The organism is Plantactinospora sp. DSM 117369 (assembly GCF_053764795.1).
Map to the genome: position 1 here is coordinate 6,319,053 of NZ_CM132446.1, position 20,237 is coordinate 6,339,289.

Annotated in this window: 19 protein-coding genes and 1 pseudogene; 8 read left to right on the forward strand and 12 right to left on the reverse strand. The window is 71.9% G+C overall.

Annotation, left to right across the window (positions count from 1 at the left end; all coding sequences use genetic code 11):
• Positions 1 to 17 precede the first annotated feature (17 nt).
• The gene (locus tag ACSMXO_RS26980; protein ID WP_455414321.1) at positions 18 to 2,228 is read right to left on the reverse strand and encodes a sigma-70 family RNA polymerase sigma factor; all 2,211 of its coding nucleotides are present in this window, start codon (positions 2,226 to 2,228) and stop codon (positions 18 to 20) included.
• Positions 2,229 to 2,637: 409 nt separating this feature from the next.
• Between ACSMXO_RS26980 and ACSMXO_RS26985 the strand changes: the two genes are divergently transcribed.
• From ACSMXO_RS26985 to ACSMXO_RS26995, 3 genes are all read left to right on the forward strand, one after another.
• A complete protein-coding gene (locus ACSMXO_RS26985; RefSeq protein WP_346261839.1) occupies positions 2,638 to 3,912 on the forward strand; it encodes a pectate lyase in 1,275 nt (424 codons plus the stop codon).
• Positions 3,913 to 3,985: 73 nt separating this feature from the next.
• Positions 3,986 to 5,197, forward strand: a complete 1,212-nt coding sequence (locus tag ACSMXO_RS26990) for a right-handed parallel beta-helix repeat-containing protein (protein WP_455414322.1) — start codon at positions 3,986 to 3,988, stop codon at positions 5,195 to 5,197.
• A gap of 181 nt (positions 5,198 to 5,378) precedes the next feature.
• Positions 5,379 to 6,341: an NAD(P)H-dependent flavin oxidoreductase gene (locus ACSMXO_RS26995; RefSeq protein ID WP_455414323.1), complete on the forward strand. Its 963-nt coding sequence runs from the start codon at positions 5,379 to 5,381 to the stop codon at positions 6,339 to 6,341.
• A gap of 21 nt (positions 6,342 to 6,362) precedes the next feature.
• Here the strand turns inward: ACSMXO_RS26995 and ACSMXO_RS27000 are convergent, their stop codons facing one another.
• Complete coding sequence (locus ACSMXO_RS27000) at positions 6,363 to 8,078, reverse strand: dihydroxy-acid dehydratase (RefSeq protein WP_346261842.1); 1,716 nt, start codon at positions 8,076 to 8,078, stop codon at positions 6,363 to 6,365.
• Positions 8,079 to 8,180: 102 nt separating this feature from the next.
• On the opposite strand from ACSMXO_RS27000, the gene ACSMXO_RS27005 reads away from it, so the two are divergent.
• The 5 genes and pseudogenes from ACSMXO_RS27005 to ACSMXO_RS27025 form a co-directional block, all read left to right on the forward strand.
• A complete protein-coding gene (locus tag ACSMXO_RS27005) occupies positions 8,181 to 8,573 on the forward strand; it encodes a hypothetical protein (protein WP_455414324.1) in 393 nt (130 codons plus the stop codon).
• The gene (locus tag ACSMXO_RS27010; RefSeq protein WP_455414325.1) at positions 8,563 to 9,324 is read left to right on the forward strand and encodes a PIG-L deacetylase family protein; all 762 of its coding nucleotides are present in this window, start codon (positions 8,563 to 8,565) and stop codon (positions 9,322 to 9,324) included. Before ACSMXO_RS27005 ends, ACSMXO_RS27010 begins: the two co-directional genes overlap by 11 nt.
• A gap of 12 nt (positions 9,325 to 9,336) precedes the next feature.
• Positions 9,337 to 9,519: a helix-turn-helix domain-containing protein gene (locus ACSMXO_RS27015; protein WP_455419317.1), complete on the forward strand. Its 183-nt coding sequence runs from the start codon at positions 9,337 to 9,339 to the stop codon at positions 9,517 to 9,519.
• Positions 9,520 to 9,624: 105 nt separating this feature from the next.
• Positions 9,625 to 10,176, forward strand: coding sequence for a hypothetical protein (locus ACSMXO_RS27020; protein ID WP_455414326.1), 552 nt, complete (start codon positions 9,625 to 9,627; stop codon positions 10,174 to 10,176).
• Positions 10,112 to 10,339: pseudogene (locus ACSMXO_RS27025) on the forward strand (DUF6886 family protein); the annotation flags it as partial. The gene ACSMXO_RS27020 and the pseudogene ACSMXO_RS27025, both read left to right, overlap by 65 nt.
• 62 nt (positions 10,340 to 10,401) lie before the next feature.
• Here the strand turns inward: ACSMXO_RS27025 and ACSMXO_RS27030 are convergent.
• From ACSMXO_RS27030 to ACSMXO_RS27075, 10 genes are all read right to left on the reverse strand, one after another.
• Positions 10,402 to 11,073 (reverse strand): FadR/GntR family transcriptional regulator, encoded by a 672-nt coding sequence (locus ACSMXO_RS27030; RefSeq protein WP_346261846.1) that lies wholly within the window; start codon positions 11,071 to 11,073, stop codon positions 10,402 to 10,404.
• 44 nt (positions 11,074 to 11,117) lie between these two features.
• Positions 11,118 to 11,969 carry an amidohydrolase family protein gene (locus tag ACSMXO_RS27035; RefSeq protein ID WP_455414327.1) on the reverse strand — a complete coding sequence of 284 codons (852 nt, stop codon included), beginning with the start codon at positions 11,967 to 11,969 and terminating at the stop codon, positions 11,118 to 11,120.
• Positions 11,966 to 12,976, reverse strand: a complete 1,011-nt coding sequence (locus ACSMXO_RS27040) for an aldo/keto reductase (protein WP_455414328.1) — start codon at positions 12,974 to 12,976, stop codon at positions 11,966 to 11,968. The genes ACSMXO_RS27035 and ACSMXO_RS27040 overlap by 4 nt, the downstream gene beginning before the upstream one ends.
• The gene (locus ACSMXO_RS27045; protein ID WP_346261849.1) at positions 12,973 to 13,323 is read right to left on the reverse strand and encodes an L-rhamnose mutarotase; all 351 of its coding nucleotides are present in this window, start codon (positions 13,321 to 13,323) and stop codon (positions 12,973 to 12,975) included. Before ACSMXO_RS27045 ends, ACSMXO_RS27040 begins: the two co-directional genes overlap by 4 nt.
• An 82-nt stretch (positions 13,324 to 13,405) precedes the next feature.
• Positions 13,406 to 14,437, reverse strand: coding sequence for an ABC transporter permease (locus ACSMXO_RS27050; RefSeq protein WP_455414329.1), 1,032 nt, complete (start codon positions 14,435 to 14,437; stop codon positions 13,406 to 13,408).
• Entirely contained in the window at positions 14,434 to 15,966 is a 1,533-nt protein-coding gene (locus ACSMXO_RS27055; RefSeq protein ID WP_455414330.1) for a sugar ABC transporter ATP-binding protein, read from the reverse strand. The genes ACSMXO_RS27050 and ACSMXO_RS27055 overlap by 4 nt, the downstream gene beginning before the upstream one ends.
• Positions 15,966 to 17,015 carry a sugar ABC transporter substrate-binding protein gene (locus tag ACSMXO_RS27060; protein WP_455414331.1) on the reverse strand — a complete coding sequence of 350 codons (1,050 nt, stop codon included), beginning with the start codon at positions 17,013 to 17,015 and terminating at the stop codon, positions 15,966 to 15,968. Before ACSMXO_RS27060 ends, ACSMXO_RS27055 begins: the two co-directional genes overlap by 1 nt.
• 250 nt (positions 17,016 to 17,265) lie before the next feature.
• Positions 17,266 to 18,066 carry an SDR family NAD(P)-dependent oxidoreductase gene (locus ACSMXO_RS27065; protein WP_455414332.1) on the reverse strand — a complete coding sequence of 267 codons (801 nt, stop codon included), beginning with the start codon at positions 18,064 to 18,066 and terminating at the stop codon, positions 17,266 to 17,268.
• Positions 18,063 to 19,382, reverse strand: coding sequence for an L-fuconate dehydratase (locus ACSMXO_RS27070; RefSeq protein WP_455414333.1), 1,320 nt, complete (start codon positions 19,380 to 19,382; stop codon positions 18,063 to 18,065). The genes ACSMXO_RS27065 and ACSMXO_RS27070 overlap by 4 nt, the downstream gene beginning before the upstream one ends.
• Positions 19,379 to 20,209, reverse strand: coding sequence for a fumarylacetoacetate hydrolase family protein (locus tag ACSMXO_RS27075; RefSeq protein WP_455414334.1), 831 nt, complete (start codon positions 20,207 to 20,209; stop codon positions 19,379 to 19,381). Before ACSMXO_RS27075 ends, ACSMXO_RS27070 begins: the two co-directional genes overlap by 4 nt.
• Between the last annotated feature and the right edge of the window lie 28 nt (positions 20,210 to 20,237).

Sequence of the window (20,237 nt, forward strand, 5' to 3'; positions counted from 1 at the left end):
GGGAGGTTGAAAAAGGTTCACTGTGCCGGTGGCCGCATCGTGGCGCCGAGGTCGGTGGCGCCGACGAGGAACTCCGTCGGCGGAAGTCGGCCGTCGGGCCGGCGCTGTCCCTGGGCGCTGGCCGGATCGGTGGACCGGAACCCCAGCCCCGCCGGGCCGCCACGGTCCCAACTGTTGCCGCTGGACCGGCCGTCGTCGCCGAGCGAGGCGGGCGAGGCGTTGCCGGCGGCCGCGTTGCGCTCCAGCACGGCCGCCGCCGCGGGAACCTCGAAGCCGGTACCGCCGTTGCGGAAGGACGTGTTCCGCTCCAGCCGTACCGCTCCGGGGTTGCCTCCGTCGGCGAAGCCGTGCCCGGCGTTGTCCCAGGCCGCGTTCTGCCGCAGCACGTGCGGGGCGGCCGGTGCCGGGTTGCCGCCGCCGAGCCGGAAGCCGTCGGCGTTGCTCTGCCACTCGGCCGCACCCCACCGGTTGACGCCGTTGCCGTACGACCAGTTGTGTTCGAGCCGCACCGAGCCGGCGAAGTGGCCGACGTCGAAGCCGGTGGCGGCGTTGTCGAACGCCCGGCAGCCGCGGACCAGGTTGCCCTCCCCCGACCCGAACTTCACGGCCAGCCCGACACCCGAGCGGCCCCGGTCGGCCGGGTCGTAGTTGCCGAAGAAGTCGCTGTCGAGCACCTGGTTGCCGACCGTGCCCGGCTCGCGCAGGGTCAGCCCGGAGCGCACGTTGTCGTGCATGGAGAGCCGCCGGAACACGTTGTGCCGGCAGGCCACACAGACGTACGCGTGGCTGCGGGAGTTCATCACCTCCAGGCCGAGGACGGTCCAGTAGCTGCCCCGGTGCGTGACCATCCACTTGTCCGCCGGTACTGCGCTGGCGTCGATGACCGGGCGCTCGTCGCGGTAGTTGCCGAGGGTGATCCGGCGGTCCGGGGTACCGCTGGCGTCGATCACCACGGGCTCGGTCGGCCGGTACGTCCCGCCGCGCAGTGCGATCGTCTGGCCGGGCCGGACCACCGCGACCGCCTTGTTCAGGGTGGCGTACGGCCGCTCCAGGCTGCCGTCGGCGCCGTCCGAGCCGTCCGGCGCGACGTACAGGTCGGCCCGGGTCAGGCCGGTGACCACGCCCGGACCGGCCGGTCGCGAGGGCTGCCGTACCGCCGGGTTCCCGGTCGGGGTGGCGACAGCAGTGGTTTCCCCGCTGGTCACCACGCTCGGATACGCCGCCGCACCACCGGCCCCGACCTCCGGCAGCCGCGTCTCGTAGACCGCGTACGAGAACCCGCCGCCGGCCAGCACGGCCGCGGCGGTCGCCGCCGCCGCGGTCTTGACCTGGAGGAACCGGTGCACGGTGCCGACGACCGACTGCCACGCCGACTGCACGGCCGTGCCGACGGCCGGGGCGAGCATCGCGGGCGCGATGGCGTCGAGTGCGATCCGGACCCCTTCGGCGACGGCGACCGGCAGCGGCAGGGCGGAGACGCCGAGGAGCAACCGCTCCGGCGGCACCAGTCCGTGCCGGTGCGGTGTGCAGCGCGGACACTCCCGGACGTGCCGGGTGAGCCGCTTGCGGCTGCGGGAGTCGGACGGGCCGGTTCCGGCACTGCCCAGGCCCGGCAGGTCGGGGCAGCGCGGCTCGGCCCACAGTGCCCGGACGAGACTCCGCGCCGAGTCCAGCCGCGCCCGCATCCGTTGCAGGCGTACGGCGGCGTGCTGCGGGGTGATGGCCAGCGCCTCCGCCAGCTCACTCCGGGTCAGCTCGCCGGCCGCCTCCTGCCACCAGAGGGCGAGCAGGTGCCGGTCGTCGTCGGCCAGCCAGCGGGTGGCCTCGACCAGTTCCCGGCGCTGGCCGGTGAGCACCAGCTCCGTGACGGTACGTTCGGCGAAGTCACCGCTCGGGTCGGCGAGTTCCGGCGGCGCCTCCTGGAGGCGGAGCCGGCTCGACCGGTGCTCCCGCAGATAGCGCTGGATCTGCCGGTGGGCGATCGTCACCGCCCAGGAGCGGAACCGGTCCGGCTCGCGCAGCCCCGGCAGGCCGCGCATCACCCGCACCATGCTCTCCTGCACCAGGTCGTCCACGTCGGCGTGCCCGTTCAGCGCGCGGCCGATGACGTTGTAGACCAGCGGGAGGTGGGTGGCGACGAGTTCGCCGAGCGCCTGCTTGTCGCCGGCCTGCGCGGCGCGGACCAGCGTGCCGGTGTCGCGGGGTGACTCGACCTTGCTCCGGGCCATCCGCACATCGCTCACTGTCGATCGACGCCATGCTGCGCCAGAGCGTGACACAGCGGCCGGCGGACGTCAACGAGACGGCGTTCGCCCAGTTCTTCCACTGGACGCAAATTCTCGGCAGGTTTCTGTTATCTGGACGGCCGTCGATGGCTCTACTACAGTGCCGCTGCAACAGCGGCGACCGGGCAGCCGTCCCGACCGGGCAGCCGTCCCGACCGGGCAGCCGTCCCGACCGGTCGGTCCCAGCACCGGCGACGGAGGGCGCGACCACCCGAGGCTCAGGTCCGGCGCCCCGGCTCCCGGCCGCACTACCAGCACTGGAGGTTGATCGATCGACAGGATTCCGGCCTCGGCAGGAAAGCGCGTTCCTCGTACCCCCAACCACCACCCACGCTCCCGGAGGTCCTCCGATATGACACAGTCCATGGCGGCGGCCGGCGTCACCCGCCCCGCCAGACGCTGGCGGGCGGCAGTCCTGGCCGGCGCGACCACGCTCGCCGCGGTGGCGACGATCGGCGTCGTCGACGTCGGCACCGCCTCGGCCGCGACCGTCGACACCAACGCCACCTACGTGATCATCTCCCGGCACAGCGGCAAGGCCCTGGACGTCTACAACTGGGCCACCAACGACGGTGCGCCGATCGTCCAGTTCGCCCGCAACGACCTGGCCGTCCAGCAGTGGCGGTTCGTCGACGCCGGCAGCGGCTACTACCGGATCCGCTCGGTGCACAGCGGCAAGGTGCTGGAACTGCCCAACGCCGACGACGGCACCGGCCTGGTCCAGATGACCGACAACAACAACACCCGGCAGCACTTCCGGCTGGCCGACTCCGACGGCGGGCACGTCCGGTTCATCAACCGGCACAGCGGCAAGGCCCTGGACGTCTGGGAGTGGTCGACCGCCGACGGCGCCCCGATCGCCCAGTTCGCCGACCTGAACGGGGCGAACCAGCAGTGGCGGCTGGCCACCGTCGGCGGCGGTACGCCACCGACGAACCCGCCGCCGACCGGCGCCTGGCCCACCCCGACCGGGCAGGTCGGCGTCAACGGCACCATCTCGGTCTCCGGCACCCTCGACGGCGGGATGCGCCGGTACTGCTGCATCGGCGACGGCGGCCAGGAAGAGGACCAGGACCCGATGTTCAGCCTGGCCTCCGGCGCCACCCTGCAGAACGTCATCATCGGCGCCCCCGCCGGGGACGGCGTGCACTGCTCCGGGCCGTGCACCCTGCGCAACGTCTGGTGGGAGGACGTCGGCGAGGACGCCGCCACCTTCCGGGGCAGCGGATCGCCGAGCTTCCTGGTCGACGGCGGCGGTGCGCGCAGCGCCAGCGACAAGGTCTTCCAGCACAACGGGCCGGGCACGCTGACCATCCAGAACTTCCAGGCCAGCAACTTCGGCACCTTCTACCGCTCCTGCGGCAACTGCTCGACCCAGCACCAGCGCAACGTCGTGATCCGCAACGTCACGCTGACGCGGCCCGGCAACACCGTCGCCGGGATCAACGTGAACTACGGCGACACCGCCCGGTTCACCGGGATCACCATCGTCAACGACTCCGGCCGGTCCATGGTGATCTGCCGCAAGTACAACGGCAACGACGACGGTGACGAGCCCACCCAGGTCGGCACCGGCGCCGACGGTACCAACTGCATCTACTCCTCGTCCGACCTCACCTACCGGTAACACCCGGGCCGCACCAGGCGGGCCCGCGCGGCACGGCGGGCCCGCCACCCGGTCAACCACAGGGAGTTTCTCGATGTCTCGACGACTGCACCGAACGGCACTGACAGCGGCGCTGGCTGCCACCGTCGCCGCTGCCGCGGGCACCAGTCTCGGCCCCACCGTCCCCGCGCAGGCCGCGACGTCGACGCTGATCGTGGCGACGAACGGCAACGACGCCAACCCGGGCACCTTGAGCGCGCCACTGGCGACGCTGGGCCGGGCGGTCGACCTGGCCACCCCGGGCACCACGATCGCGCTGCGGGGCGGCACCTACCAGTTCAGCACCAACGTACGGATCATGAAGGACGGCACCTCGGCCAGCCCGTACACGATCAGCAACTACCACGGCGAACGGGTGGTGCTGGACGGGGAGAACCTGCCGCACACCCCGGCACCGGTCGGCGGCAGCATCCCCAACCTGGAGCGCGGGGTGCTGCACATGGAGGCCGACTACTGGCGGATCCGCGGGCTGGAGATCACGCACGGGCCGTACGCGATCTTCTGCCGGGACTGCAACAACAACGTCTTCGACCGGCTCGTCACCCGGGACAACTACGAGTCCGGACTCCAGATCCAGGGCGCGGCCAGCAACAACCAGGTGCTCAACCTCGACGCGTACGGCAACCGCGATCCGCGCAAGAACGGCGAGAGCGCCGACGGGCTCGCCATCAAGGAGGGCTCGGGCAGCGGCAACGTCGTACGCGGCGCCCGGCTGTGGAACAACTCCGACGACGGCTTCGACGCCTGGCTGTTCACCTCGCCGATCCTGGTGGAGAACTCGGCCGCCTGGGGCAACGGCGTCAACCGGTGGAACCTGCCCGACTACGTCGGCGACGGCAACGGCTTCAAGATGGGCGGCGGTGACCCCGATCCGCCGGCCAACCACACCATCCGGAACAGCATCGCCTTCGACAACGCCGTCGGCGGCTTCATCGACAACGGCAACCCCGGCACCATCACCGTCGACCGGAACAGCGCCTGGCGCAACGGCGACGGCGGTTTCAAGTTCGCCAACTCCACCTCCCGGCTGACCGGGAACCTCGCCGTCGCCAACGGCGCCGGAGTCTCGCTCGGCTCCTCCACCGCCACCGGCAACTCCTGGAACATCAAGAGTTCGTGGAGCGCGGCCGACCTGGTCAGCACCAACCCGGCCACGCTGACCGGACCGCGCGACGCCAACGGCAACATCCGCGGCTCGGACTTCCTGCGCCCGCGCGCCTATCCCCAGCTCGGCGCCCGGCTGTAGGCACCCGGCTGCCAGCCCGGGCACCCGGCTCCAGGCAGCCCGGACAGGGCCACCGGCCCGGCGAAGTCCCTCGCCGGGCCGGTGGGGTCGCCGGCACCGCTGCGGCGACGTGATCGAGTACGCCGCACCGGCCCGGGTCGGGAACGAGACGATGTCGCCGCGCGGCAGCGATGATGTGACGATGGCGTTGACGACGGAGTTCACGCGGTTGTTCGGGGTACGGCATCCGATCGCGCTGGCGCCGATGGGCGGGTCGGCCGGCGGCGCACTGGCGGCGGCCGTCTCTCGCGGCGGCGGCCTCGGGATGCTCGGCGCGGCTCACGGCGATCGGGAGTGGCTCGACCGCGAGGCGCCGATCGTCGCCGCAGGCACGGATCAGCCGTGGGGGGTCGGCTTCCTGACCTGGGCGATCGACGTCGGTGCGGTGGAACGCGCCCTGGAATACCAGCCCAGGGCGGTCATGCTCTCCTTCGGCGATCCAAGCCCCTTCGTGGAACCCGTCCGGCGGGCCGGAGCTGTCCTGATCATCCAGGTCACCGATCTGGAGGAGGCCCGGCAGGCCGTGGACCTGGGCGCCGACGTCATCGTGGCGCAGGGCACCGAGGCCGGCGGCCATGGAGCCCGGCGGGGACGCTCCACACTGCCGTTCGTACCCGTCGTGGTGGATCTCGCGGCGCCGGTGCCGGTGCTGGCGGCCGGCGGGATCGCCGACGGCCGCGGCCTCGCCGCGGCCCTGGCCCTGGGCGCCGCCGGAGCCCTGATCGGTACCCGTTTCCAGGCCAGTGCCGAGGCGCTGGTCCCACCCGAGATCACCAAGGCGATCATCGAAGGACGGGGCGAGGAGACCGAGCGCAGCAGCGTACTGGACATCCTCCGCGGCTCCCGATGGCCGTCGAAGTACCCGGCCCGCACCCTCGGCCACCCCCACCTGGACCGGTGGCGCGGCCGTGAGGCCGAACTCGCCGGCGACTCCCAGGCCGGGCAGGACTACCGGAACGACGTCGCCCTCGGCGCCATACCGCCGCTACCGGTCTGGGCCGGCGAGGCCGTCGACCTCATCACCGACCTGCCGTCCGCAGCCGACCTGGTCAGCACCCTGGCCACCCAGGCCGAGGAGGCCCTGGCCAGCGCCGGACGGCGCTGACAGACGGCCCGGCCCGGTTCGTCAGTGCGACTCCCGGGCCACCCGGTCGCCGCTGCCGCCGACCAGGAACGCCAGGTCGGCGCCGGTGTCCGCCCCGAGCACCGTGTCGACGTAGAGCCGCTCCCAGCCCCGGGCCGGCTGGGCGAACGAGGTCGCCATCGCCTCGGCGAGCGGCCGGGCCGCCAGTTCGGCGGCCGGGATGTCCACGTCGAGCCGGCGCGTCTCGACATCGAGCACGATCGGGTCACCGGTGCGTACCCGACCCAGCGGCCCACCGGCGGCGGCCTCCGGCGCGACGTGCAGCACCACCGTCCCGTACGCGGTGCCGCTCATCCGGCCGTCGCAGATCCGCACCATGTCCCGTACCCCCTGGCGCAGCAGCTTCTCCGGCAGCGGCAGGTTGGCCACCTCCGGCATCCCCGGATAGCCCTTCGGCCCGCAGCCGCGCAGCACCAGCACCGAGTCGGCGTCGACGTCGAGATCCGGGTCGTCGAGCCGGGCGTGCAGGTCCTCGACCGAGTCGAAGACCACCGCCCGGCCCCGGTGCCGCAGCAGGTGCGCAGAGGCGGCGGCGGGCTTGATGATGGCGCCGGCCGGGGCGAGGCTGCCGCGCAGCACCGCGATCCCCGCCTCCGGCATCAGCGGTGCGCTCCGGGTCCGGATCACCTCCGGATCACTGATCTCGTGCCCGGCGAGGTAGTCGCCGATCGGCCGGCCGGTCACCGTCGGCGCCGCCGGGTCGAGCAGGTCGGCGACCTGGTTCAGCACCGCCGGCAGGCCACCGGCCCGGTGGAAGTCCTCCATCAGGAAGCGTCCCGCCGGTTGCAGGTCGACCAGCAGCGGCACCCCGCTGCCGAGCCGGTCGACGTCGTCCAGGGTGATCGGCACCCCGACCCGGCCGGCGATGGCCAGCAGGTGCACGACCGCGTTCGTCGAGCCGCCCAGCGCGGCCAGTGCGACGATCGCGTTCCGGAAGGACGCCTCGGTCAACACCTGACTCGGCCGGCGCTGCCGCGCGACCATCTCCACGATCAGCTTGCCGGTGCCGTGCGACCGGGCCAGCAGCCGGCTGTCCGGGGCCGGCAGCCCGGCCGTACCGGGCAGGGTCATCCCGAGTACTTCGGCGAGCAGGCCCATCGTGGAGGCCGTACCCATCGTGTTGCAGTGCCCACGGCTGCGGATCATCGACGACTCGGAATCGAGGAAGCCCTCCGGGGAGAGCGTGCCGGCCCGCACCTCCTCCGACAGCCGCCACACGTCGGTGCCGCAGCCGAGCGGCACGCCCCGGAACGTACCGGTCAGCATCGGGCCGCCGGGCACCACCACCGCCGGCAGGTCCACCGAGGCGGCACCCATCAGCAGCGCCGGGATGGTCTTGTCGCAGCCGCCGAGCAGCACCACCCCGTCGACCGGGTTGGCCCGGATCATCTCCTCGATCGCCATCGCGGCCATGTTGCGCCACAGCATCGCGGTGGGCCTGACCTGTGTCTCCCCTAGCGAGACCACCGGCAGGTTCAGCGGCACCCCGCCGGCCTCCCAGATCCCGTTCGCGACGCTCGCCGCGACCTCGTCCAGGTGCCGGTTGCAGGGGGTGAGGTCCGAGGCGGTGTTGGCGATCGCGATCTGCGGGCGTCCCTCGAACGCCGAGTCCGGCAGGCCGCGCCGCATCCACGCCCGGTGCAGGTAGGCGTTGCGGTCCGAGCCGGCGTACCACTGGTCGCTCCGAAGTGCAGGCATACTCTCCATTATCAAGAACAACTTCGGGTACCGGCTACGCCGGCTTTCTCGAATCGCGCCGCCACCGCGCCGTCGCGCCCCGTCCGGTGCGGTGATCTGACCGTGCGTGCCTTCGTGGTGACCGGCCCGGGTGTGGCCGAGGTACGCGAGGTCGCGCCGCCGGTCGCCGGGCCGGGCGAGGTGGTGGTCGACGTCCGGCGGGCCGGCGTCGGCGGCACCGACGCCGAGTTCTTCTCCGGGCGGCCGAGCCTGCTCGACACCCGCGACCTGGTGCTCAAGGACGTCACCGCGGTCGGCGTGCCCAGCGCCTCCGGAGGGCTCGCCGGCACCATCGCGCGGTACGCCTCCGGAGCGGTCGACCCGCGCCCGCTGGTGGCGGCGACGGTCGGGTTGGACGAGGTGGCGGGGGTGCAGCCGGACTCGAAACGGCGTGGCACCGTGGCGCGGACGCTGCCTCGAAGCGGCGTCGAGCAAGATGGGTCCCATGACTGCTGACACACCCGTCGTCCCCAACCCGCTCCAGCCCGTCGACGAGAGCTGGCAGCGCGCGCTCGCCATCGTCGCCCACCCCGACGACCTGGAGTTCGGCGCCGCCGCGGCCGTCGCACGCTGGACGCGGCAGGGCAAGGAGGTCAGCTACGCGCTGCTCACCAGCGGCGAGGCCGGCATCGACGGGATGGACCCGGCCGAGGCCGGGCCGATCCGTGAGGAGGAGCAGCGCGCCTCCGCGGCGATCGTCGGGGTGTCCCAGGTCGACTTCCTCGGGCTGCCCGACGGCGTACTGGAGTACGGCGTCGCGCTGCGTCGTGACCTGAGCCGGGTGATCCGGAGGTACCGGCCGGAGGTCGTGATCACCAACAACTTCCGGGACAGTTGGGACGAGGCCGGCAACGCGCTGAACATGTCCGACCACATCGTCACCGGCCGGGCCGTACTCGACGCCGTGCGCGACGCGGCCAACCGCTGGGTGTTCCGCGAGCAACTCGACGAGGGGCTGGAGAAGTGGGGCGGGGTCCGGGAGGTATGGGCGGCCGGCTCACCGCTGTCGAAGCACGCGGCCGACATCACCGACACCTTCGACCTGGGCGTCCGGTCACTTGAGGCGCATGCCGCCTATCTGCGCGGTCTCGGCGCCGGAGACTTCGACCCCGAAGAGTTCCTGGAGGGCATCTCCCGGCAGACCGGCAATCGCCTGGGCGTCAGGTACGCGGCCGGCTTCGAGGTCTTCCGCCTCGGCCTCCACTAGACTCGGCTGCTGCTGGCGCAGCGGGCTCTTCGGGACGGCGACGTCCGAATCGGATCGCTGGCGTCGGAACTGGGCTACGGGTCGGAGAGTGCGTTCCGCACCGCGTTCAAGCGGGAGGTGGGCGAGTCTCCGCTGCGCTACCGACACCGGGTGCGCGGGGAATTGTCGGCGCGGACGATGTCGGTACAGGTATGACCTTCACCGCAGGCGGCAGCAGCGACGCCACTGATATCCGGGCCACGGAGTCCGGCGATTCGCCCGTTCTCGCCATCGGTGACCGACCGCACTAGGCTTGCCCGCATGTCACGCCCGACGTCCGATCCGCGCTCGGCAGGGAAGCTGGTGTGGGCCTCCGACGAGGTGATCGCTCGCATCGGACAACAGGTTCAGCCGCAGGTCAGTCTGCCGAGAACGATCAGGCTGGCAGCGACAACCGCCGTTGTCTTCAGCTGGTTTCCAGCCTTCGTCGTGTTCGCGGTCACGACCGCCACCGCATCATCGGTGACCAACGGCGCCAGCGTCGGCAGGACCGCCTTCTGGTCGCTACAGTTCGCCATCCTGATGGCGATCGCGGCGATAGTCGCGACCCTGCGGCGGCGCGCCGCCAAGCCCGAGGCGACCGGCACCGGCAGTTCGGCTCACGGGACTGCGCTGCGGGTGGCGATCCACGCACTGCTCACCGTCGCATGCGCGTGGTTGGTGCTGGCGTTGCAGGGGCTTTCAATCAGCCAGATCGCCACGCTGGCAGCCATGCTCGTTGTCGTGCTGCACCTGTTGCCCATGATCGTTGCCAGGCTACTGCAACGACTTCGCCGACGCCGTCAGGCCAGCTCGTCCACCCCGGTGCCGTGACCGCATCATCGGCGCCGGTTGCGGCACCCGGCTCCACGCGATCGAGTACGCCTGGCTCGACGCGATCCGCCGAACCCGGCTGTACGCGTACCGGCTGCCGGCGGAGTCGTTCCGGCCGTTCGGGGAGCCGGAACCGCACGCCTGCGTCGCGGTCGACCCCGTCGCGCCGCTCGGTCCCGCCGAACCCGTCGGTGACCTGCTCGCCTGCCACGCCGAGGAAGGGCGTCAGAGCACCCGGCGCAGCCACTCCTCCACCCCGGCGATGTGCACCGTCGCCCACGCCCGGGCCAGCTCCGGCTGCCCCGACGCGACCGCGTCCAGGATCGCCGCATGCTGCTCCCGGGTCTTGCTGACCGCACCCTCCTGGGTGAGCCCGCGCCACACCCGGGCCCGGGTCGTCGGCCCGGAGAGGCTGTCCAGCAACGACGTCAACACGTTGTTGCCGGCACACGCCGCGATCTGCCGGTGAAACTCCAGGTCGTTCGCGACCAGTTCGTCGATGCTCGGATCCTCCCCGAGCCCGTCCAGCACACCTCGCAGCTTGCCCAACTGCTCCTCGGTCATCCGCTGCGCGGCCAGCGCCGTCGCGGCCGGCTCCAGGATCCGGCGTACCTCCAGGAATTCGAGCACGGTGTCGTCGCGGTGGAAGTCGACGACGAAGCTCAACGCGTCCAGCAGCAGCGCCGGGTCGAGACTGGTGACGTAGGTGCCGTCGCCCTGGCGTACGTCGAGGACCCGGATCAGCGAGAGCGCCTTGACCGCCTCCCGCAGCGAATTGCGGGACAGGCCGAGCCGCTCGGCCAGGTCGGGTTCCCGGGGCAGCCGGTCACCGGGGCGCAGTTCGCCGGCGACGATCATCTGTTTGATTTTGTCGATCGCCTCGTCTGTGACCGCCACGCGTTCCTCCAACTCCTACCCGTACCGCGAAGACTAGGCGCCGGCTAGGTGCCGAGCCGGTAGGTCCGCACCGCCGTTTCGCCGAAGACCGCCGACCGCTCGGCCGTCGACAGCGGCGGGAGTACCTCGGTCAGCGCCGCCAGCACCGCGCCGTAACCGGCGGCGAGTCGGCAGACCGGCCAGTCCGAGCCGAACATCAGCCGTTCCGGTCCGAACAGCCGGACCGCCTCGGCCACGAACGGCCGCAGATCCGCCGGGAGCCACCGCCCCCAGTCCGCCTCGGTCACCAGCCCCGAGAGCTTCGCCGTCGCGTTCGGCACGGTCGCCAGTTCGGCGACCGGACCGGACCAGGCGGCCAACCCAGCCGCGCCGTCCCGGATCGCCGGCTTGCCCAGGTGGTCCAGCACGAACCGCAGCTCCGGCACCTCCCGGGCGGCCCGGGCCACCGCCGGCAACTGGTCCGCCCGGCACACCACGTCGAAGGCCAGTCCGGCTTCCGCGATGGTACGCAGCCCGCGCCGCACCTCCGGCCGGTCCAGGTAGCCCGGATCGGTCTCGGCCTGCACCTGTGGCCGGATCCCGACCAGCAGCTCGCCCCCGGGCAGCCGGCGGTAGCCGGTGATGGTCTCGGCCAGCTCCGGATCGGCCGGGTCGGCCCAGGCGACCACTCCGGCGATCGCCGGAGAGTCGGCGGCGTAGCCGAGCAGGATCTCCGCCTCGCCGGTGTCGCACCGGCCGCCCTCGACCAGTACCGTCCGGTCGATCCCGGCCGCCGCCAGCTCGGCGTCCAGGTCACCGGGGAGGAAGGAGCGGCGGATCGGGGCCAGCTCCGGCGCGTCCAGCCAGCGGTAGCCGTCCTCGATCCGCCACAGGTGGTGGTGCGCGTCGACGATCACGGCGTACCGACCCGTTGGGTGGGGACGGGCGCGTCCGGGCGGAGCAGTCCCACGGCGACCAGCTCCGCCCAGAACTCGCCGGACGGCGGCTCGGCCGCGTAGAGCGCGGCGTTCCGGCGTACCTGCTCGGGGTTGTGCGCGCCGAACACCACGGAGGCGACCGCCGGATGGGCGGCGGCGAAGGCGAGCGCCGCCGCAGGCAGCGTCGTGCGGTGCTCGGCGCAGAGCGCGGCAATCGCCCGGGCCCGCTCCAGGATCTCGGTCGGGGCGTCGGCGTAGTCGTACGGCAGCCCGGCGTGCGGCCGTTCGACCGCGAGCAGCCCGCTGTTGAAGACGCCGGCGGCCAGCACCGAGACGCCGCGCCGCTCGCACTCCGGCAGCAGGCTGTCCAGCGCCGGCTGTTCCAGCAGGGTGTACCGGCCGGCCACCATCACCGCGTCGACCTCGGTCTCGGCGACGAACCGGTGCAGCACCTGCCACTGCATCGAGCCGACCCCGATGGCGCCGACGACGCCCTGGGCCCGCAGTTCGTGCAGGGCCGGGTAGCCCTGCTCCAGCGCCTGTGTCTGGTGGTCCTCCGGGTCGTGGATCAGCACCAGGTCGATCCGGTCCAGGCCGAGCCGGACCAGGCTCGCCTCCAGCGACCGCCGCACCCCGTCGGCGCTGAAGTCCCAGAGCCGCCGGTGGTCGGCCGGTACGTCGAAACCCTCGTCGTCCCGCCGCCCCGCCCCGGACCGGTCCGGTACGAGCAGCCGCCCCACCTTGCTGCTCACGGTGTATTCCTCGCGCGGCAGCGTACGCAGCGCGTCGCCGAGCCGCCGCTCGGAGAGCCCGAGGCCGTAGTGCGGGGCGGTGTCGAAGTAGCGGATCCCGGAGTCCCAGGCCGCCGCCACCGTCGCCAGCGCCTCGGCCTCGCCGACCGCCGTGTAGAGGTTGCCGATCGGGGCGCAGCCGAGGCCCAGCGAGCTCACCACCACCTCGGAACGCCCCACCCTGATCCCCGTCATGCCGTCTCCTCGTCGCGTACGGGCAACTCGTCGCGTAGCGGCAACTCCCAGACCAGCGCCAGGCCCGAGTCGGTGCCGGAGTAGTCGTCCTGCACCTCCAGCAGCTCCGCCATCCGGGCCTGCCACGGCACGTTCGCCGGATGGTCGCGCAGTTCGTGCCGCATCCGCTGGTAGTCGGAGACCTCCACCAGGTGGAACAGGTCGCGTCCGTCCCGCCAGATCCGCCAGCTCCGCACCCCGGCGGCGCGCAGCGCGCCGTCCAGCTCGGCGGGGATGACCTGGTGGACCCGGTCGTACTCAGCCTCCCGCCCCGGCTTGAGCCGGGTGTGCAGGGCGATCCGCTGCATGGCTGCGAAGCTCCTTCCGATGCCTGTCCGGTCGGGACCGGTCCGGTGTGCCGTCGGCGGGCGCGCCGGACCGGTCGGCCCGTTAGTCCTGCGCCTTGCCGGAGGTGAGCCGGGCCAGGATCAGCGCAATCAGGATGATGGCACCGTAGATGGCCTGAATCCACTGGGCGGATACCCCGGCGAGGGTCAGGATGTTGTTGATCAGTCCGAGGACGATGACGCCACAGAGCGCGCCGAAGAGCGTCCCCTTGCCGCCGTCGAGGCTGATTCCACCGATCACCGCGGCGGCGAAGACGGTGAAGATCATGCCGTCGCCCTGTGCCGCCGCGACCGAGCCGAGCCGGCCGGTCATCAGCAGCCCGGCCAGCGCCGCCAGCAGCCCGCCGATCATCAGGATGATCCAGACCACCCGGTCGGTACGGATCCCGGCGGCCCGGGCCGCGTCGGTGTTGCCGCCGATCGCGTAGACGGCCCGGCCGTGCCGGAAGAACCCGAGCGCGGCGATCCCGACGACGAAGAGCGTCCCGCTGATCCAGATCGACGCCGGCACGCCCAACCAGACCGCGTTGCCCAGATAGAGCACCGACGGCGGGATATCGAAGAGGTTCTGCCCGCCGGTGATCCCGATCTGGAGACCGCGCAGCACGATCAGCATGCCCAGGGTCACGATGAAGGCGGAGAGTTTGAAGCGCAGGATCAGCAGCCCGTTGAACGCCCCGATCGCCATGCCGGCGAGCAGGCAGATCGGGATGGCCAGGCTGGCCGGCAGTTCGGTGCCGAGCCCGTTGCTGGCGGCCGGGATGACCAGCGCCAGGGCCAGCGCCGGGGCGAGCCCGATCGTCGACTCCAGCGACAGGTCGAACTTGCCGGCGATCAGGATGATCGCCTCGGCGAGTACCAGCAGGGCCAGCTCGGTCTGCTGTTGCAGCACGTTGGTGATGTTGGCGGCGGAGAGGAACACCGGGTCGATGACCGCGCCCACCACCACGAGCAGCAGGATCGCGGGGACCAGCGCGAGGTCCCGCAGCCGGGCCAACGGCATCCGGCCGCCCAGCCCGGGCCGGCCTCCCCCAACCGGGGCCGGCGGCTTGGCGATTGTCTGGGTGCCGGTCACGGCTCCTCCACTCCCTCTACTGCGGTCACCAATTCGGCATCCGCCCAGCCCCGGGAGACCTCCCGGACCACCCGCCCGTGGAACATCACCAGCACCCGGTCGCAGGAGCGCAGGTCGTCCAGCTCGTCGGAGACGATCAGGACTCCGGTCCCCCGGGCCGCCGCCTCGGCGACCGCTCGCAGCAGGGAATCCTTGGAGCGGACGTCCACCCCGGCGGTCGGGCTCACCATCACCAGCGCCTTCGGGTCGTTCGCCAGCGCGCGGGCGAGTACCACCTTCTGGGCGTTGCCGCCGGAGAGGCCGTTCACCGGCTGGTGCGGACCGTCGGTCTTGATGTCGTACGTTTCGATCATGCGCTGCGCGACGGCACGTTGCCGGGCCGGCGCGATGATCCCGGCCGGCCCGAGCCGGCCGGTGATCGGCAGGGTGGCGTTCTCCGCCACCGACAGCAGCGGCACCAGCCCCTCCCGGTGCCGGTCCTGCGGCAGGTAGCCGAGGCCGGCGGCGAGCGCGGCGGGCACGCTGCCCGGCTTCGGGGTGTTGCCGGCCAGGCTGACCGTGCCGGTGTCGGCCCGGCGCAGCCCGGCGATCGTCTCGGCCAGCGCCACCTTGCCGCTGCTGCCCGAACCGATCAGCCCGACCAGCTCACCGGCCCGCACCGTCAGGTCGACGTTCTGGTAGAAGCCGGCCAGGCCGAGCCCGGCGACGTCGAGCACGACCGGCGCGCTCTCCGGCACGGCCGGCCGGTCGATCCCGGCCAGGGTCTCCCCCGCGTCGCCGGTCATCGCGGCGACCAGCGCCTCCCGGGAGAGCGTGTCGACCGGCTGGGTCAGGATGTGCCGGGCGTCGCGCAGCACCGTGACGGTCTGGCAGACCTCGTACACCTCCTGGAGGTGGTGCGAGATGAACAGGAAGGTCACCCCGGCGGCCTGCAACTCGCGCATCCGGTCGAAGAGCCGTTCGATCGCGGCGGCGTCGAGCTGCGCGGTCGGCTCGTCCAGGATGATGAACCTGGCACCGAACGACAGCGCGCGGGCGATCTCGACGAGCTGGCGCTGCTCGACGCCGAGACTGCCGGCCGGCGCGGCCGGATCGACCGCGACGCCGTACCCTTCGAGCAGGTCGGCGGCGCGGCGCCGCAATCCGCGCCAGTCGATCGGCCCACGCCCGGCCTGGCGGTTCAGGAAGAGGTTCTCCGCGACCGTCAGGGTGGGGATGATGGTCGACTTCTGGTAGACGCAGGCGACCCGGTGCCGCCAGGCGTCGCGGTCGGCCAGTGCCGGCGCGGGCACCCCGTCGAAGTGCACCAGGCCGCTGTCCGGCCGCTGCAACCCGGTCAGGATCGAGACCAGGGTGGACTTGCCTGCGCCGTTGCGCCCGACCAGGGCGTGTGTCTCGCCCGGCGCGATGCTGATGCCGGCGGAGTGCAGGGCGATCGTCGCGCCGTACCGTTTCGAGATGTCGCGGGCCTCCGCGGCCGGGGCGACGGCCCCGGCCACGGTGCCTGCGGTCTGCGTCTGACCGGTCATCACTTGCCGATCTGGTTTCCCCAGAGCGCCGGATCGTCGACGTTCTCCTTGGTGACCAGCGGTGCGGCGATCTGGTCCTCAAGGCCGTTGCCGACGTCGATGATGGTGCTGTTGTGGTCGGTCGGGCCGGGCTGGAAGGTCTTGCCCTCGGCCGCCGCCTTGGCGTAATAGAGCGCCCACTTGGCGTAGAGGTCGGCCGGCTGCGAGACGGTGGCGTCGATCTCGCCCTTGCGAATCGCCTCGAACTCCTGCGGGATGCCGTCGTTGGAGACGACGAAGATGTGCTTGGGGTCGGTCGGTGGCACCAGCAGGTTCTTGGCCTTCAGCACCTGCAGGGTCGGCGCCAGGAAGACGCCGCCGGCCTGCATGTAGATGCCCTTGATGTCAGGGTGCTGGGCGAGCCGGGTCTGGAGTGCGGCGGCGGCCTTCGGCCCCTCCCACTCGGTCGGCTCCTCGAAGATGGTGATCCCGGGGAACTTGGTCTTCATGCACTCGGCGAACGCCTCGGAGCGGTCCCGGCCGTTGATCGAGGAGAGCGAACCCTGGAACTCGATCACCTTGCCCTGGCCGCCGAGCTTCTCGCCGAGGAACTCGCACGCCTTCTGGCCGTACGCCCGGTTGTCGGCCCGGACCACCATGAAGACCTTGCCCTTGTCCGGGCGGGTGTCGACGGAGACCACCGGGATCTTCTTCGACTCCAGAGTGGTCAGGGTGGAGGCGATCGCGCCGGTGTCCTGCGGCGCCATCACGATCGCCTTGGCGCCCTGGCTCACCATCGCCTGCACGTTCGCCACCAGCTTGGCGACGTCGTTCTGCGAGTTGGTCGGCGCCATCAGGTTGATGTCGTACTCGTCGGCGAACTGCGGGACGTACTTGGCGTACGAGTTCCAGAAGTCGGAGTCGGCGCGGGGCAGGTCGATGCCGATCTGCGGGCTGCTGCCGGTCTGGCCACCCGTCCCGCTCGACGACGACTCGCCGCAGGCGACGGTGCCGACGGCGAGAGTCGCGGCCATCGCGATCCCCGCCAGGGACTTGGCGGTATGTCTCACTGTGGTCCTCCATCCGGTGCGGATACGGTGGGCAATTCTTGGAGGCAATCCGGAAACACGCGGGTAATACATCGGATGTCTATCAGCCCACCCTTGCCCCCGCAAGACCCAGAACCGGCAATCTCCCGGCCTGTTACCGGGCAGGCGGAATCGTTACATCGGATGACCGTGCGACGGGCAGCCTGGAACGCGGGACCGGCGACCTGCCGGAGTCGACGGTCCGGATCGGAGGGCGTGGGGTGCGGGCCGGTCAGCTCGGCGGGGCGGGGCGCAGTCGCAGCCCGTGCATGCCGCCGTCCACCCCGAGCACCGTGCCGGTGGTCGCCCCGGACAGTGGACTGGCCAGGTAGGCGATCGCCGCCGCCACCTCGTCCGCGCCGACCAGCCGGCCGGTGGGCTGGCGGGCCTGGAGCGCGGCGCGTTCCGCCGCCGGGTCGTCGGCGGATTCCAGCAGCCGGCGTACCCAGGGGGTGTCCACGGTGCCGGGGTTGACGCAGTTGACCCGGATCCCCTCCCGGACGTGGTCGGCCGCCATCGCCAGGGTCAACGACTGCACCGCGCCCTTGCTGGCGCTGTAGAGCGCCCGGTTCGGCAGCCCGGCCCAGGCCGCGATCGAGCAGGTGTTGACGATCGCGGCGTGCGCCGACCGGCGCAGGTACGGCAGCGCGGCCCGGGTCACCCGGACCATGCCGACCACGTTCACGTCGAGTACCCGGTGCCACTCGTCGTCCGGGTTGGACTCCACGGTGCCCTGCGCGCCGATCCCGGCGTTGTTGACGAGTACGTCGATGCCGCCGAGCGCGCCGGCCGCGGCGGCCACCCCGACCCGCACCGAGGCGTCGTCGGAGACGTCGGCGGCGATCCCGAGCAGCGGCTCGGGGACGCCGCCCGGATTCAGGTCCAGGCAGCCGACCCGGGCGCCCCGGGCGGCCAGCAGGGTGGCGGTGGCCAGGCCGATCCCCGAGGCGCCGCCGGTCACCACCGCCGCCAGGCCGGCGAACTCGCCCCGGCCGGCGCCTCCCCCGACGCCGGGCAGGTTCTCGGCGGTCACGGCACCGCCACCTCGGCCGGCGGGGCGGCCCAGACCGGGCCATCCGGATAGGCGTACTCGGTCAGTGTCTCCGGGCGCATGGTGGCGCTGAAGCCGGGTGCGGTCGGTGCCAGGTACCGGCCCTTGCGGATCACCACCGGGTCGACGAAGTGCTCGTGCAGGTGGTCGACGTACTCGATGACCCGGTCCTGCATCGAGCCGGAAACGGCGACGTAGTCGAACATCGACAGGTGCTGCACCAGCTCGCAGAGCCCCACCCCGCCCGCGTGCGGGCAGACCGGCACCCCGAACTTCGCCGCCAGCAGCAGGATCGCGATGTTCTCGTTGACCCCGGCCACCCGGCTCGCGTCGATCTGCAGGTAGGAAATCGCGCCGAGCTGGAGCAGTTGCTTGAAGACCACCCGGTTGGCGACGTGCTCTCCGGTGGCGATCCGGACCGGCGCCAGCTCCCGGGCGATGGTGGCGTGCCCGACGACGTCGTCCGGGCTGGTCGGTTCCTCGATCCAGTACGGGTCGAAGGGCGCCAGCTCGCGTACCCAGGAAATCGCCTGCGGCACGTCCCAGCGCTGGTTGGCGTCGACCGCGATCCGGATGTCCGGCCCGCAGGTCTGCCGGGCGATACCCATCCGCCGGATGTCGTCGTGAAGGTCGGCACCGACCTTCAGCTTGATCTGGGTGAAGCCGTCCGCCAGCGCCTCCTTGCAGAGCCGGCGCAGCTTGTCGTCGTCGTAGCCGAGCCAGCCGGGCGAGGTGGTGTAGGCGGGGAAGCCGTCGCGGAGCAGGTGTTCCTCCCGCTCGGCCCGGCCGGGGCGGGCGTCCCGGAGGATCCGCAACGCCTCGTCCCGGGTCAGCGCGTCGCTGAGGTAGCGGAAGTCGACCAGGTCGACCAGTTCCTCGGGGCTCATCCTGGCCAGCAGCCGCCACAGCGGTAGCCCGGCCCGCTTGGCCCGCAGGTCCCAGAGCGCGTTGACCACGGCGGCGATCGCCATGTGCATGACGCCCTTTTCCGGGCCGAGCCAGCGAAGTTGCGAGTCGTGCACCAGCTCCCGCCAGAAGCCGCCGAGGTCGGCCAGGACCGCTTCGACCGAGCGTCCGATCAGGTACGGCCGCAGCGAGGCGATCGCCGCCGCCTGTACGTCGTTGCCCCGCCCGATGGTGAAGGCGAAGCCGTGCCCCTCGTGCCCGTCCCCGGCGTCGGTACGCAGCACCACGTACGCGGCCGAGTAGTCGGGGTCCGGGTTCATCGCGTCCGAGCCGTCGAGTTCGCGGGAGGTCGGGAAGCGGATGTCGGCGATTTCCAGTCCGGTGAAGATCATGCCTGCCCCACCGTCTGGCGCTGCCGCCCCAGCCCGTCGATCTCCAGTTCGACGACGTCACCGGCGACCAGGTACGGCTTCGGCTCGGGCTGGCCGAGCGCCACCCCGGCCGGGGTGCCGGTGTTGATGACGTCGCCCGGATAGAGCACCAGGAACTGGCTCAGGTAGCGCACGATCTCGGCCACCGGGAAGACCATGTTCCTGGTGTTGCCGTCCTGCTTGAGCGCGCCGTTGACCCAGAGCCGCAGCCCGAGATCCTGTGGGTCCGGCACCTCGTCGGCGGTGACCAGCCAGGGGCCGAGCGGGTTGAAGGTCTCGCAGTTCTTGCCCTTGTCCCACTGGCCGCCGCGTTCGAGCTGGAACTCCCGCTCCGAGACGTCGTGCGAGACGGCGTAGCCGGCGACGCAGCCGAGCGCCTCCTCCGGGCTGGACAGGTAGCGGGCGGTACGCCCGATCACCACCGCCAGCTCGACCTCCCAGTCGGTCTTGGTGCTGCCGCGTGGCACCAGCACCTCGTCGTCCGGGCCGACCACGGTGTCCGGGGCCTTCATGAAGACCACCGGCTCGGTCGGCAGCGGGGCACCGGTCTCGGCAGCGTGGTCCCGATAGTTCAGGCCGATGCAGATGATCTTTCCCGGCCGCAGCGGTGGCCCGACCCGCAGTCCCTCGGGAAGGGCCGGCAGCCGCTCGACGTCGAGCCCGGCCAGCCGCTCGATGCCGCCGCTGGCCAGGAACGATCCGTCCAGATCGTCGACCACTCCACGGAGGTCGCGCAACCGCCCGGCCTCGTCCAGCAGCGCCGGGGACTCCTGCCCCGATGCGCCCACCCGCAACAGCCTCACCCGTCGCCCCCAG